The organism is Streptomyces sp. NPDC031474 (assembly GCF_055581185.1).
This window is the reverse complement of sequence record NZ_JBVIJX010000010.1, coordinates 199,454-213,488: the sequence shown is the minus strand read 5'-3', so window position 1 is coordinate 213,488 and position 14,035 is coordinate 199,454. Positions and strand designations below refer to the sequence as shown.

The window sequence follows — 14,035 nt, the reverse complement described above, 5'->3', positions numbered from 1 at the left end:
AATGCGCCGCCTCAGCGGCGAACTGGTCGCGGAACTGACCCTCTCGGCCCCGGCCGCGCCGGCCGAGCTGTACACGGCTCTGTGCGACGGGATGAGCAGACGGCGTGGCCGCCCCGTCCACTTCCGCATGGCCGCCTTCCCCGCCGACACGGCCAGCGGGCTGTGGCTCGACATGGCCGACCAGGACCTCGTGGTCATCGAGGAACGCACCGCGCCCGAGCACCAGTTGGTGATCCTGGGCCATGAGCTGTGGCACATGAAGGCGGGCCACTGCAGTCACCACGTCGAGGGCGCCGCGGTCGCGGCCCGTTTACTGGCCGACGGGGCGGATCTCCAGGCGACGGTCCGCAGTGTCGCCGCCCGCACCCGTTTCGACCTGGCCGACGAGAAGCAGGCGGAGAGCTTCGGCCTGCTGCTGGCGAGCAAGTGCCTTACCTGGCTGGCCGGTTCGACCTCCCGCGGTCGCGGCCAGCGGGACCACCTGGCGGGTCGCATCGAAGCGTCGCTGGGGTATCGGGGCCCGCAGAACTGAGACCCCCGCACGGTGCGCTCAGGTCGCGCTGCGCTCGCCGGCCTCCCGCACGGCGCGTGCGGTGCCGTCCGCCCGGCCCGTCGCCCCCGTCGCGGGGCGGCCCTCGCGCAGAAGTGCCCGCCAGCGTTCGCGGCTCCAGTCGGCCGGGGCCGTGGTGCGGATGAACTCCTCGACGAGCGCCCGGAATCGGGCGGGGTCGCTGTGGAACGGGAAGTGACCGGCCCCCTCGAAGATCTCCAGCCGGCTGCCCGGCATCGCCTCGTGGGCGCCGTACGCGTGCCGCACCGGCACCACGCTGTCCCGGTCTCCCCACAGCAGCATCGTCGGCATCCCGGCCGTCAGATAGCAGCGGTCGAGCATGGTCACGACCTGACCGCGCCAGTCGACGACCGCGCGCAGGGTGCGGATGAAGGCGCTGCGCGACGTCTCGTCCGGCAGCGCGTCGACGAGGTGGAGCAAGTCGGGGGCGTCCTGGCCGAGATCGGTGTCCAGCAGCTTCATCAACCCTATGACAAAGCCGACTTGAAGTCTGGCTCCCGGCAACCGCAGCGCGGAGAGCGCCAGATGAGCGCCCGGCAGGGAGACCAGCCGTAGCGCGGGGTTGACCTCCCGGCCGACTCCGCCCGCGCTGACGAGGACCAGCCGTTCGGTGCGCTCGGGGAACTGGTAGGCGAACTGCATCGCCACTCCCCCGCCGAACGAGTGCCCGACCAGGGTCGCCGACTCGACGCCGAGCGTGCTGAGCAGATCGCGCAGCCCGTTGGCGTACGCGGCCACCGAGTAGTCGGCGCGCGGTTTGTCGGAGTCGCCGTGACCGAGGAGGTCGGGGGCGATGACGGTGTGGTTGCGGGCGAGGTCGGGGATCAGCCCGGCCCAGGTCTGCGAGGAGTCGCCGATGCCGTGGATGAGGACCAGCGCCGGGCCCTGGCCGGCCATCCGGAAGGCGCGCCGGTAGCCGTGCACGACCCGGTACTGCAACTCCAGCTCTGAGTCGCCCACCGGGCGCAGTCGGGCGGCGCGCGCCGGGCGCCGCCGGGGGACGTCGACCATCCGCTCGCCTCCCTCGGTCGTTGGCCGTAGGCGGTCCGCCGAAAGCCGTTCACACCAGGGTAGGACCGCTTTCCGTCAGGGGATTTCGAGGAGGTTTCGCCTCGGCTAAGCGGGCGAACCGTGCCCGGACGAGGCCGGATTGTCAGTGGTGGGCGGCAAGCTGGAAAGTGCGCCGCCGCACAGGGGCGTACGCGCCGTCAGGGGCGCGGGGGAGACGACGCCGACACGGGGAGAGCCGACCGATGCCCACAGCTGTACTGACCGACCGCGAGCGCACCGCCGTACAGGCCTACCTGCGGCTGCTGCACACCGTACGCGCCGCCTTCGGCGACGAGGGGAGCGGCGAGGGCGTCGGCGGCTCGGGCCCGGCGCACGACCGGCTGCCGCCGATGGTGCCGCCCGCCGTCCTGGCCGAGGCGGAGCAGGCTCTGGCGGACGCGGGTCTGGCGGGCAACGAGGAGGAGTTCTTCCGGCTGCTGCACAGCTGGTACCCCGGCCCCTGACCGCCCGCACCTGAGCCGGCGCGTGCGGGCCCTCAGGTGTGCCGGACGGCGATCGCCGTGGCCACCAGCCCCCGCTGCACGGTCCAGCGGCCGTCGAAGTGCCCGAGCCGGTGGCCGCCGACCATCGGTCCGGGCACCAGCAGCCGGGCCCGGAAGGCCCCGTACGAGCGGCCCGCGGGGCCGACGGGGGTGAGGTCGATGTCGGCCTCGCTGAAGTCGAGCCACTTACGGGTGAGGGGGAACCACGCCTTGTAGACGGACTCCTTGGCGCTGAACAGGAGCCGGTCCCAGTGCACCTCGGGGCGGTCCGCGGCCAGCCGGCCGAGCCGCTCCGCCTCGGCGGGCAGGGCGACGGCGGACAGGACGCCCTCGGGGAGGGGCGCGTGGGGTTCGGCGTCGATGCCGACGGAGGCCAGATCGCCGGCCCGGACCAGGGCGGCGGCGCAGTAGCCCTCGCAGTGGGTCATGCTGCCCCGCAGGCCCTGCGGCCACTGCGGGGCGCCGCGCTCGCCCGGCAGCAGGGGCTGCGGGGGCACGCCGAGCTTCTCCATGGCACGCCGCGCGCAGGAGCGTACGACGGTGAACTCGCGGCGGCGTTTGTCGACCGCCCGCACCATCAGCGCCTCCTCCTGCGGGTACAGCGGCGCGTCCTCGAACTCGCGGACGCCCTCCTCCCCGAAGGCCTCCACCGCCACCACCGACGCCGGCAACAGTTCGTCGATCACTTGGCCTCGGCCTCCTGGGGCAGGATGCGCCGCAGCCGGCCCGGGGGCTGCGGCCGCTTGCGCCATTCGCGGGGGTAGCCCACCGACACCTCCTCGAAGCGGACGCCCTCGTGCCAGGTGGTCCGCGGTATGTGGAGGTGGCCGTAGACCATGGTCTCGATCCGGAACCGGCGGTGCCAGTCGGCGGTCAGCCCGGTGCCGCACCACATGGCGAACTCGGGGTACCACAGGACGTCCATCGGGTGCCGGTGCAGGGGGTAGTGGTTGACGGGGACGACGGGCAGGTCGTCGGGGATCTCGGCGAGCCGCCGTTCGGTCTCGGCGACGCGGGCCCGGCACCAGGCCTCACGGCTCGGGTAGGGGTCGGGGTGCAGCAGGTACTCGTCGTTGCAGACGACGCCGGTGCTGTGCGCGTAGGCCAGCCCCTCCTCCTTGGTCGTACAGCCGGCCGGGAGGAAGGAGTAGTCGTACAGCAGGAACAGCGGTGCGACGGCCACCGGACCGCCCGGGCCCTCCCACACCGGGTAGGGGTCCTCCGGCGTCGTCACCCCCAGGTCGCGGCAGACCTCGACGAGGTGTTCGTAGCGGGCGACGCCGCGCAGGGTGACCGGGTCGCTGGGGTGGGTCCACAGCTCGTGGTTGCCGGGCGCCCAGACGACCTTGCGGAAGCGGCTCGCAAGCGTCTTCAGCGTCCAGCGGATGTCGGCCACGTTCTCCGAGACGTCACCGGCGACGAGTAACCAGTCCTCGTCCGACTCCGGGGCCATGGCCTCGACCAGGGCCCGGTTCTCCGGATATCCGATGTGCAGATCGCTGATCGCCAGCAGTTGTCCGGCGCCACCGGCCGTCGACGTCACCTTCCGCCCCCGCTCACAAGTCCACGCTCCGTATGCTCACGAACACACCAGTGCCACCACGAGAACACATTCACGCGTGGCGGACAAGGTCGAATCGGGTCGCCCTCGGGGCCGGCACCCGGCTCCACCTGCGCCGCAGCGGGCGCTTCTACACCGAACGAGCGCCCCACGTGAACAAGATCGGAAATTCCGTAACACGCGTGTTGCACGCCGCACCCCTCGGAAGCCGTATGATCGCCCCAACACCACCGCCATGGACGTCCCTTCACGCAGGGCGGTTTGGTGACCCACCATTCCCCCTGCCCGGGCCGGGCTTGCTTCGCCCTGCCCGCGAACCGTGAAAGGCGGCCTCGCATGGTCTCTCGCGTACGCGTCTGGCTCAACCGCACGTACGCGGAGAACGTGTTCTTCACGGATCAGCTGCGACGAAATCCCAGCGACCGGGCCGTGGAGATCCACGCCACGCACGGTGACGCCGACTCCCCCGTCCTGGCCGCCGCCGACACCGCCGAGCTGGAGCCGGAGGGCCTCTCCCCCGCCGCGTACGTCGAGTACGCGCTCGCCCAGTGCAAACGCCGGAGCATCGACGTGTTCGTGCCCCGGCTGCACCAGGAGGCGATCGTCGCGCACCGCGCCGACTTCGAGGCGGTCGGCACCGCGCTGCTCGCGCCGCCGCCGGAGGCCGTCGCCGTCTTCCACGACAAGGTGATCGCGTACGAGGCCGTACAGGCGATCGGGGTCCCCGTGCCGCCGTGGTTCCGGGTCCGCACGGCCGACGAACTCGTCGTCGCCGTCAAGGAGTTGGAGGAGGCCGGACACAAGGCGTGCTTCAAGCCCGCGTCCGGCGCGGGCGGGGTGGGCTTCCGGGTGATCACGCACACCCCCTTCTCGCTCACCCACCTCAGCGGGTTCCCGAGCCCGTATGTCCAACTGGACATGGTGGTCGAGGCGTTGAAGCGGGCGGAGGAGCCGGTCGACTGGCTGGTCATGCCGCGCCTGGAGCAGCCGGAGGTGTCCGTGGACTGCCTCACGGGCCCCGACAACGTCCTGCGGATGGCCATCGGCCGGACGAAGAACGGCCGCCGTCGGGGCTTCACGCTGCACGAGCAGTGGCTGGAGCCGGCGCGGCTCATCGCCGAGGGCTTCGGGCTGCACTACCTGTCCAACATCCAGTTCCGGATGTTCGGCGACCGGCCGGTCCTGATGGACGTCAACACCCGTCCGGCCGGCGGGCTGCACCAGCTGTCCCTGTGCGGCGTCAACGCGCCTTGGGCGGCAGTGCAGTTGGCGCTCGGCGAGGACCCGGGCGAGATCGTGCCGCCGTTCCTGGGGCAGGACTACACGGTGGTGTCGGGTCCTCGGCAGCTCCGCGCGGTGTCGCTGCCGCATCAGCGGGTCGAGGACACCGAGCCGTTGCTGCCGGCCGCGCCCGCGCCCGCCGACTCCGTCGAGGTCGCCCCCGCGAGCGCGGCGCAGGCACTGCCGCTTTAGCCTGTCGGCCGGGTGCGGCCCGGTTGCGGTTGATCGCGCGGTTGCTCTCGTCCCCTGAAACCCGAACAGCTCACCGGTATGGACCAATTCTGCCCGTCACCTTGACAGGCGGATTGGTCCATACCAACTTTGTTGCGCACCCCCTTGCACTCCCCCTGCACTCCCCTGCACTCCCGAACACCCCCATTCCTTCAGGGAGATCGCGTGCGCAGCACACCGCTCGGACGCCCATGGCGTCGACTCCTCGCCCTGCTCGGCACCGCCGGGCTCGCCCTCGCCGGGGCCGTGGCCCTGCCGGGTACCGCCCAGGCGGCCAACGTCCTCACCAACCCCGGTTTCGAGTCGGGCGCCCTCTCGCCCTGGTCCTGTACCGGAAACCTCGGCTCGGTCGTCTCCTCCCCCGTACACGGCGGATCCAAGTCCCTTACGGGGGCGGTGAGTTCGAGCGACAACGCCCAGTGCAGCCAGACCGTCTCCGTCCAGCCGAACACCACCTACGCGCTGACCGGCTGGGTGCGCGGCTCCTACGTCTACCTCGGCGTCGACGGCGGAGCCTCCACCTGGACGACGTCGCCGTCGGCGTACAGCCAGTTGTCGGTGTCCTTCACCACCGGGGCCTCGCAGACCAGCGCCACGATCTATGTCCACGGCTGGTACGCGCAGGGCTCCTACTACGCCGACGACATCAGTCTCGACGGGCCCGGCGGCGGGGGCGGCGGCACGGACACGCAGGCGCCGACGGCGCCCGGCCAGCTGACCTCGACCGGCAAGACGTCCTCCAGCGTGTCCCTGGCATGGAACGCCTCGACCGACAACGTGGGCGTCACGGCGTACGACGTCTACAGCGGGTCCGCGCGGGTGCTCACCGTGTCGGGGACGTCCGCGACGGTCAGCGGGCTGTCCGCGAGCACCGGATACACCTTCACCGTGAAGGCCCGCGACGCGGCCGGGAACGTCTCCGCGGCCTCCAACGCGGTGTCCGTGACGACGAACGCGGGCAGCGGCGGCGGGACCGGGTTCAAGCAGGCCGCGCCCTATCTGTTCGAGGGCTGGGGAGACCCGCCGAACGTGTCGACGGTGATGAGCTCCACCGGCGTCAAGTGGTTCACGATGGCGTTCGTGCTCGACGGCGGCGGCTGCAACCCGATGTGGGACGGCAACCGTCCGCTGACCGGCGGGGTCGACCAGAGCGTGATCAACCAGGTCCGCTCGGCGGGCGGTGACATCGTGCCGTCGTTCGGCGGCTGGCAGGGCAGCAAGCTCGGCGCCAACTGCTCCTCGGCGAGCGCGCTCGCGGCCGCGCTGCAGAAGGTGATCGACGCCTACTCCCTCAAGGCGATCGACATGGACATCGAGAACACGGACGAGTTCGAGAACGAGGCCGTGCAGGCGCGGATCCTCACCGCGCTGAAGACGGTCAAGGCCAACAACCCGGGCCTGAAGACCATCGTGACCTTCGGGACCTCCACCACCGGGCCGACGTACTACGGCAACCGCCTCATCGAGCAGGCCAAGTCGCTCGGCGCCGACATCGACGTCTTCACCATCATGCCGTTCGACTTCGGCGGCGGTGGGGACATGTACGGCAACACCGTGAACGCGACGGAGGGGTTGAAGACCAAGCTGAAGTCCACCTTCGGGTGGGACGACGCGACGGCCTACGCCCACATCGGCATCTCCGGCATGAACGGCCTGTCCGACCAGCAGGAGAACACCACTCCGGCGATCTGGACGCAGATCCGTGACTGGAGCAACAGCCACCACATCGCGCGACTCGCCTACTGGGCCGTCAACCGCGACCGGCCGTGCCCGGGCGGGGGTGTGGTGAGCAACTGCTCCGGCATCAGCCAGAGCACCTGGCAGTTCACCTCCATCACGGCCGGCTTCACGGGCTGAGCTCCTCGGAAGCGAAACGAAAGTCCCCCGGATTGTGGTCCGGGGGACTTTCTTTCGCGGAAGGTGTATCAGGACGCGGGGTGGCTGCTCTTAAGGGTGAAGGGCCCTACGGGGGGAGCTTGGGGGAAGCGCCGGGGCCCGGGGGGAAGCACAGGGATCGACGGGGGAAGAACGGGAATCGACGGGGGATTCCCGGGGGAACGGGGGATCGGGGGATCGGGTCGGTCGGCCGCTGTCACGGGGAGCGACCGACCGACCCGAACGCATGTCCCCTCTCCCCCGATTCGCCTCGCAGCCGATTCGCCTTGCAGCCGGTTCGCCTTGCAGCCGGTTCGCCTCGCGGCCGTCTCAGAAGCGTCCCGACCCCCGGTACAGCTCCAGTTCGCCCTCCAGCTCCACCGCGAGCACCGTGGCGTGCGGGTCGAGGTCGGACCCCGCCGGGGGGTCGATCCACAGCACGCCGACGGCCTCGTGCAGCCCGCCGATCACGCGGTGGGCCAGTTCCGTTCCGGTGCCGAGCACTGTGACCCTGCGGACCGGCGTGACCAGACCCCGCACACCGATCTCGGAGCGCGGGATGTCGAACAGCGTGAGGTAGAGCGTGCGGCGGTCGGCGGACAGGGTGCTCGGCCCGTAGTGGTGCCCGGCCGGGAGCCCCCGCACGGTCCCGTACACGGCCTCCGCGTGTGTGCGGATCCACTCCCCCAGCCCTTCGAGGCGCTCGACCTGCGGCTGCGGGATGGTGCCGTCCTCCATCGGGCCGACGTCGAGCAGCAGATTGCCGCCGCCCCCGATGGTCTCCGTGAAGTAGCGGACCAGCTGGGTGAGCGACTTGTGGTTCTGGTCGTGGTGTCGGTACCCCCACGAGTCGTTGATGGTGAGGCACAACTCCCAGGGCCCGGGCGGGGGTTCGATGGGCGCGCCCTGTTCGGGGGTGGCGTAGTCGCCCTCGCTGAGCATGCGGGCGTTGAAGACGACGTCCGGGGAGTACGAGCGGATCAGCGCGGCGAGTTCCTTGATGCGCCACTGCTCCTCGCTGCGGTCCCACTCGCCGTCGAACCACATGAGGTCGGGCCGGTAGCGGGAGGCCAACTCGGTGATCTGGCCGTCCCGGTAGGCGATGAACCGCTCCCAGGCCACCAGGTCCTCGTCCTCGGCCGAGCACTCGGAGTAGCGGTTGTCCTCCATCTCCGGCGGGCGGCCCGGCTTGCGGGTGGTGGCGTAGTCGGGGTGGTTCCAGTCGGAGTGCGAGTAGTACAGGCCGACCTTGAGGCCCTTCTCGCGCAGGGCGTCGGCGTAGCCGGTGAGGTAGTCGCGGCCCAGGTTGAGGTTCCCGTAGGCGGTGTCCCACAGGGCGACGCCGTCGTGGTGGCGGCTGGTCAGGACGGCGTACCCGGCGCCCGCCCGGGCGAACAGGTCGGCCCAGGCGCGCGGGTCGTAGTGGGCGCCGGTGAAACGGTCGAGTTGGGACATGTACTGGTCGTGCGGCACGATGTCGTCGTAGAACGACCAGGACTCCTGGACGCCGTCGACGGCGTAGATCCCCCAGTGGACGAAGATCCCCAACTTGGCGTCGGTGAACCAGGGTTGCATGGGCACGGCTGAACTCCTCCGCAGGGCAGGGCACTTCGGGGTCGGGGGCGGGCGCGCGGTGTGGCGTGCTGCCTGGTGCCAGATCGCGGGCCCGCCCACGAGGGGCCGTTGCTAACGGCCGGTGGCGGCGCGTTCCAGACGGAGCGTCAGGATCTGGAAGGGGCGCAGGACGACGTCGACGGCGCCGTCGGCACCGACGGTCGCCGGCTCCAGGGGCCGCTCCAGCAGGTCGGTGATCTGCGCGCCGGCGAGCGGGAAGCCCGTGCGCAGGGCGCCGGTGGCCCGGCCGCCGCGGGACTCGTAGAGCCGGACGACTACGTCGCCGGACTCGTCGTCGGCGAGTTTCACCGCCTCGACGGTGATGCCGTCGCCGGCCACCGAGACGACCGGTTCGGGCGCGCCCGCCGCGTCCGCCACGCGCAGCGGAAGGTTGAGGGCGTAGCCTTCGGCGACCGCGTCCTCGATGCTCGCGCCGGGCAGCAGCGCGTAGGTGAAGCGGTGCCGGCCCTGGTCGGCCTCGGGGTCGGGCACGCGCGGGGCGCGGACCAGGCTCAGGGCGACCGTGGTCGTCGTACCGCCGTCCTCGCGGACCGTGCGTGAGACGTCGTGGCCGTAGGTCGAGTCGTTGATGACCGCGACGCCGTAGCCGGGCTCGCCGATGTGCACCCAGCGGTGGCCGGAGACCTCGAACCGGGCCGCCTCCCAGCTGGTGTTGGTGTGGGTGGGGCGCTGGATGTGGCCGAACTGGATCTCCGCGGAGGAGTGCGGCGCCCGGACGTCGACCGGGAAGGCCGCCTTCAGGATCTTCTCCGCCTCGTGCCAGTCGATGTCGGTCTCGAAGTCGATGCGGGGGCTGCCGGCCCGCAGAGTGATCGTCTGGGTGATGGTCGAGCCCTTGCCGAAGGAACGGGTGACCCGGATCGCGCCGACGAGCGGGTCCTCCTCCACGACCGTCACCGCGTCCGGCTCCAGCAGGTCGGTGTAGCGGTTCTTGTAGTGCTTGTCGATGTCCCAGGCGTCCCAGTAGTTGGGGAGGTCGGTGTGCAGGCGCAGCAGATTGCCCGGGTCGGCCAGGACTTCGCGGCTGGAGCGCAGATCGTAGACGGAGGACAGGGTGCCGTCTTCCGCGACCTGTACCCGGACCAGGCCGTTGTCGAGGATGCGTCCGGCGACCGTCACGGGCTGCGGGAGTTCGGCGGCGGCCGGGCCGGCCAGCGGCGCGCTGCCGCTCGCGGGCACCTCGACGTACGCCGGTGCGCCCTCGGGCGTGCGGACCACCTCGGCGCGGGCGTACGGGCTGGTGTTGAAGACACGGGCGTCGCCACCGCCCAGTGCGGCCACCGCCTGCGCCGTCAGCGCCTCCAGTTCCCCGGCGACACGCGCGTATTCGGCCTCCGCCTCGCGGTGCACCCAGGCGATGGAGGAGCCCGGCAGGATGTCGTGGAACTGGTGCAGCAGGACCGTCTTCCACAGCCGGTCGAGCTTGTCGTACGGGTAGGCGTACCCCGGCGCGTGCAGTGCGGCCGTCGTCGCCCACAACTCCGCCTCGCGCAGCTTGTGTTCGCTGCGCCGGTTGCCCTGCTTGGTGCGGGCCTGGGTGGTGTAGGTGGCGCGGTGCAGTTCCAGGTAGAGCTCGCCGACCCAGACCGGCGCGTCCGGGTACTCCGCGCGGGCCTTGGCGAAGAACGCGTCGGGGTGCTCGACGACGACCTTCGGCGACCCTTCCAGGTCGGCCAGCCTGCGCGCCCGTTCCATGATCTCGCGGGTGGGGCCGCCACCGCCGTCGCCCCAGCCGAAGGGGGCCAGGGAGCGCGAACCGCCGCCCTTCTCGGCGTAGTTGCGCACGGCGCGGTCCATCTCCTCGCCGCTGAACCGGGCGTTGTAGGTGTCGACCGGCGGGAAGTGCGTGAAGATGCGGGTGCCGTCGATGCCCTCCCACCAGAAGGTGTGGTGGGGGAACTTGTTGGTCTGGTTCCAGGAGATCTTCTGGGTGAGGAACCACTCGTTGCCGGCGAGCTTGGCGAGCTGCGGGTAGGCGGCGTTGTAGCCGAAGGAGTCCGGCAGCCAGACGCCCTTGGTCTCGATGCCGAAGTGCTCGATGAAGAACCGCTTGCCGTGCACGAGTTGGCGGGCGATGGCCTCGCCGCCGGGCAGGTTGCCGTCGGACTCGACCCACATGCCGCCGACCGGCGCCCACTGCCCCTTCTTCACCGACTCCTGGATCCGCGCCCACACCTGCGGGTAGTTGTCGCGCACCCACTCGTACTGCTGGGCCTGCGAGCAGGCGAAGATGAAGTCGTCGTACTCCTCGGCGAGCGAGGTGACGTTGGAGAAGGTGCGGGAGGTCTTGCGCTTCGTCTCACGGATCGGCCACAGCCAGGCGGAGTCGATGTGCGCATGGCCGACGCCGGAGATGGTGTGGGCGCTGGCGTGCGCGGGGCGGGCCAGGACGGGGGCGAGGACCTCGCGGACGGCGGCGGCGCTGCCGGAGATGTCGTCCAGGTCGAGGGCGTCCATGGCGCGGTCCAGGGCGTGCATGATCTCGTGGCGGCGCGGCTCGTGCTCGCCGAGGTGGACCATGAGCTCGCGCAGCACCTGGAGGTCGAGGTCGAGGTGCCAGACCTGCTCGTCGAGGACGGCGATGTCGGCGCGGCGGAAGGTGTAGAGGGGACGGTCGCCCGCCGTCAGCACATCGCCCAGCGGGGTCGGGCCCGCGAAGTCGTTCGCCAGGATGTCCGGGTTGGAGGCCGCCTCCACCAGGTAGTCGATGCTCTCCCCGCCCGTCGCCGGGTTGCCGATCGGCACGTACTGGTTGAGCGGGTTGACCGCCTTCAGCGGGGTCCCGTCGGTGCGGTGGACGAGGGCCTCGGCCTGGCTGCCGGGCCAGTCGCCCACGAAGCCGAGGTCGATGACGGCCTCGACGCGCTTGCCGGCCCACTCGGCGGGCACCTGGCCGCGCATCCGGAACCAGGTGGTGCCCCAGGGCGGGCCCCAGGGGGTGTCCATCGCGAAGGGCTCGTAGGCGGCGGCCGCGGCCTCGGCGAAGGGGACCGGCTCCCCCGGCGCCTGCCAGGCCTCGACCTCGAAGGGCACGGTGGCCGCGTAGATCGCGGGCTTGATGCGCTGGTTGTGGACGCGCTCGACGCGCTCCTCGATGCGGCGGCGTTCGTCATGCATGGGGAATCTCCAGAGAGGGACCGCGGAGGGCGGGGAAGGCAGGGAGGGCGGGGAGGCCCGGGCCGGGGGCCGGGCGGAACAAGAGGCGGGAAAGCGCTTTCTATCGGGCGCCTACTTAAGGTACGCCAGCCCGGGGTGGACGTCGGTGTAGCCCTCGACCAGCCGGCGGGCCACGTTCACCGAGTCCACCAGCGGGTGCAGCGCGAACGCCTTCACGGCCGTCGTGCGGGAGCCGGACTCGGCGGCGGCGAGCACCTCGCGCTCGACGCCCTTCACCGCGCAGACCAGGCCGGTGGCGTGCTCGGGCAGCGGGGCCACGGCGACCGGGTGCGCGCCGTTGGCGTCGACGAGGCAGGGCACCTCGATGACGGCGTCGGTGTCGAGCACCGAGAGGGTGCCCTGGTTGCGGACGTTGAGGATCAGGGTCGTGCGCTCGTCCCGGGCGATGGCCCGCATCAGGGCGAGGGCGACCTTCTCGTAGCCACCGGAGAGGTCGTCGGCGTCGCGTTCGCCGGCGCCGGCCGTCTCCCGGTTCTCGGCCATGTAGGTGGCCTCGCGCTCGGCGCGGGTGCGGTCCCAGGTGGTCAGGGCCGCCGCGTCGGGGCGCTTCATCTCCTCGTAGAAGCGGGCCTGCTGGTCGGCGAGGAAGGCGCCGCGGGTCTTCTCGGCCTGCTGGTAGGCGCGGACGGCTTCCCGGTTGAAGTAGTAGTAGTGCAGGTACTCGTTGGGGATCGCGCCGAGGGACTGCAGCCAGTCGACGCCGAAGAGCTTGCCCTCCTCGAAGGAGCCGAGCAGGTCGGGGTCGGCGAGCAGCCGCGGGAGTTCGTCGCGTCCGGCGACGCGCAGGCCGCGGACCCAGCCGAGGTGGTTGAGGCCGACGTAGTCGATCCACGCCTCCTTCGGGTCCGCGCCGAGGACGCGGGCGATCCGGCGGCCGAGGCCGACCGGGGAGTCGCAGATGCCGATGACGCGGTCGCCCAGGTGGCGGGACATGGCCTCGGTGACCAGGCCGGCCGGGTTGGTGAAGTTGATGACCCAGGCGTCGGGGGCCAGGCGGGCCACCCGCCGGGCGATGTCGACGGCGACGGGGACCGTGCGCAGGCCGTAGGCGATGCCGCCGGCGCCGACCGTCTCCTGGCCGAGGACACCCTCGGCGAGAGCCACCCGCTCGTCGTGGGCGCGGCCCTCCAGGCCGCCGACGCGGATCGCCGAGAAGACGAAGTCGGCGCCGCGCAGCGCCTCGTCGAGGTCGGTGGTGGCGGTCACCTTCGGGGCGTCGGGGACGCCGGCCGCCTGTTCCTCCAGCACCTTGGCGACCGCATACAGCCGGCTGTCGTCCAGATCGTGCAGAACGACCTCCGTGACCCGCCCCTCGGCGCGGTCCGTCAGCAGCGCCCCGTACACGAGCGGCACCCGGAACCCGCCGCCGCCCAGAATCGTCAGTTTCAACCTCGCACCTTTCCTGCCACGACCACCTCGACGCCCGCCTCCTCCAAGGAGGACCGGGTCACCGGGTCGACCGGCGTGTCCGTCACCACCACGTCCAGGTCCTCGGGACCGCAGACCTTCGCCATGCCCGTACCCGGGAACTTCGCCGAGTCGGCGAGCAGGACGACCTTGTCACCAGCCTTGATCATGGCCCGTTTCACCGGCACCTCGACGACCGTCGTGTCCATCACCTGCCCGGCCGGGCGCACTCCACTGGTGCCGAGGAAGAGCCAGTCGGCGTGCAGCTGGCGCAGATTGTCCTCGGTGAGGAAGCCGACCAGGGAGCGGTACTCGCGGCGGACCATGCCGCCGAGCAGCACCAGCTCGATGCCCTCGTCGTCGGCGAGCTCCTCGTAGACCACCAGGTTGGAGGTGATCACCGTCAGGCGGCGGCCGTGCAGCTGGCGGGCCAGGCGGTAGGCGGTGGTGCCGATGTCGAGGAGCACCGACTGGCCGTCCGCGACCATCGCCGCCGCGTGCGCGGCTATCGTGTCCTTCTCGGCCACGCGCACCTCGGCGACCTCGGCGAAGGGCTGGTCGCCCTCCTCCGCGACGGCGCCGCCGTGCACCCGGGTGAGCAGGCCGTCCTCCTCGAGTTTGACCAGGTCACGCCTGATCGTGGCGGGGCTCACGCCCAGCTGCTCGGAGAGATCGGTCACGGCCGCGGGACCGCCGGAGCGCAGGGCCCGCAGGATGAGTTGATGTCGTCGTTCTGCCAGCACG

Annotated in this window: 11 protein-coding genes; 4 read left to right on the top strand and 7 right to left on the bottom strand. The window is 71.3% G+C overall.

Going from position 1 to position 14,035, the window contains the following annotated elements:
• Position 1: 1 nt before the first annotated feature.
• The gene (locus ACZ5SK_RS22465) at positions 2-532 is read left to right on the top strand and encodes a toxin-antitoxin system, toxin component (RefSeq protein WP_334581084.1); all 531 of its coding nucleotides are present in this window, start codon (positions 2-4) and stop codon (positions 530-532) included.
• A gap of 18 nt (positions 533-550) precedes the next feature.
• On the opposite strand, the gene ACZ5SK_RS22460 is transcribed toward ACZ5SK_RS22465, so the two are convergent.
• Entirely contained in the window at positions 551-1,582 is a 1,032-nt protein-coding gene (locus tag ACZ5SK_RS22460) for an alpha/beta fold hydrolase (RefSeq protein WP_334575367.1), read from the bottom strand.
• A gap of 242 nt (positions 1,583-1,824) precedes the next feature.
• Between ACZ5SK_RS22460 and ACZ5SK_RS22455 the strand changes: the two genes are divergently transcribed.
• Positions 1,825-2,085 (top strand): hypothetical protein, encoded by a 261-nt coding sequence (locus tag ACZ5SK_RS22455; RefSeq protein ID WP_334575369.1) that lies wholly within the window; start codon positions 1,825-1,827, stop codon positions 2,083-2,085.
• Positions 2,086-2,117: 32 nt separating this feature from the next.
• Here ACZ5SK_RS22455 and ACZ5SK_RS22450 read toward each other — a convergent pair whose 3' ends face one another.
• Both ACZ5SK_RS22450 and ACZ5SK_RS22445 read right to left on the bottom strand, forming a co-directional pair.
• Positions 2,118-2,810, bottom strand: coding sequence for a 4'-phosphopantetheinyl transferase family protein (locus tag ACZ5SK_RS22450; protein ID WP_334575370.1), 693 nt, complete (start codon positions 2,808-2,810; stop codon positions 2,118-2,120).
• The gene (locus tag ACZ5SK_RS22445) at positions 2,807-3,667 is read right to left on the bottom strand and encodes a metallophosphoesterase family protein (RefSeq protein WP_334575371.1); all 861 of its coding nucleotides are present in this window, start codon (positions 3,665-3,667) and stop codon (positions 2,807-2,809) included. Before ACZ5SK_RS22445 ends, ACZ5SK_RS22450 begins: the two co-directional genes overlap by 4 nt.
• Before the next feature lie 354 nt (positions 3,668-4,021).
• Between ACZ5SK_RS22445 and ACZ5SK_RS22440 the strand changes: the two genes are divergently transcribed.
• Both ACZ5SK_RS22440 and ACZ5SK_RS22435 read left to right on the top strand, forming a co-directional pair.
• Complete coding sequence (locus ACZ5SK_RS22440) at positions 4,022-5,158, top strand: ATP-grasp domain-containing protein (protein ID WP_334575372.1); 1,137 nt, start codon at positions 4,022-4,024, stop codon at positions 5,156-5,158.
• A gap of 204 nt (positions 5,159-5,362) precedes the next feature.
• Positions 5,363-7,054 carry a carbohydrate binding domain-containing protein gene (locus ACZ5SK_RS22435; protein ID WP_468576515.1) on the top strand — a complete coding sequence of 564 codons (1,692 nt, stop codon included), beginning with the start codon at positions 5,363-5,365 and terminating at the stop codon, positions 7,052-7,054.
• A 348-nt stretch (positions 7,055-7,402) separates the two neighbouring features.
• On the opposite strand, the gene ACZ5SK_RS22430 is transcribed toward ACZ5SK_RS22435, so the two are convergent.
• The 4 genes from ACZ5SK_RS22430 to ACZ5SK_RS22415 all read right to left on the bottom strand — a co-directional run bounded on the left by ACZ5SK_RS22430 (position 7,403) and on the right by ACZ5SK_RS22415 (position 14,034).
• Positions 7,403-8,653: an alpha-L-fucosidase gene (locus ACZ5SK_RS22430; RefSeq protein WP_334575375.1), complete on the bottom strand. Its 1,251-nt coding sequence runs from the start codon at positions 8,651-8,653 to the stop codon at positions 7,403-7,405.
• Positions 8,654-8,758: 105 nt separating this feature from the next.
• Positions 8,759-11,824: an alpha-mannosidase gene (locus ACZ5SK_RS22425; protein WP_334575376.1), complete on the bottom strand. Its 3,066-nt coding sequence runs from the start codon at positions 11,822-11,824 to the stop codon at positions 8,759-8,761.
• Positions 11,825-11,935: 111 nt separating this feature from the next.
• Positions 11,936-13,273, bottom strand: coding sequence for a 6-phospho-beta-glucosidase (locus ACZ5SK_RS22420; RefSeq protein WP_361701922.1), 1,338 nt, complete (start codon positions 13,271-13,273; stop codon positions 11,936-11,938).
• Positions 13,270-14,034 (bottom strand): DeoR/GlpR family DNA-binding transcription regulator, encoded by a 765-nt coding sequence (locus tag ACZ5SK_RS22415; protein ID WP_079658341.1) that lies wholly within the window; start codon positions 14,032-14,034, stop codon positions 13,270-13,272. Before ACZ5SK_RS22415 ends, ACZ5SK_RS22420 begins: the two co-directional genes overlap by 4 nt.
• Position 14,035 lies beyond the last annotated feature (1 nt).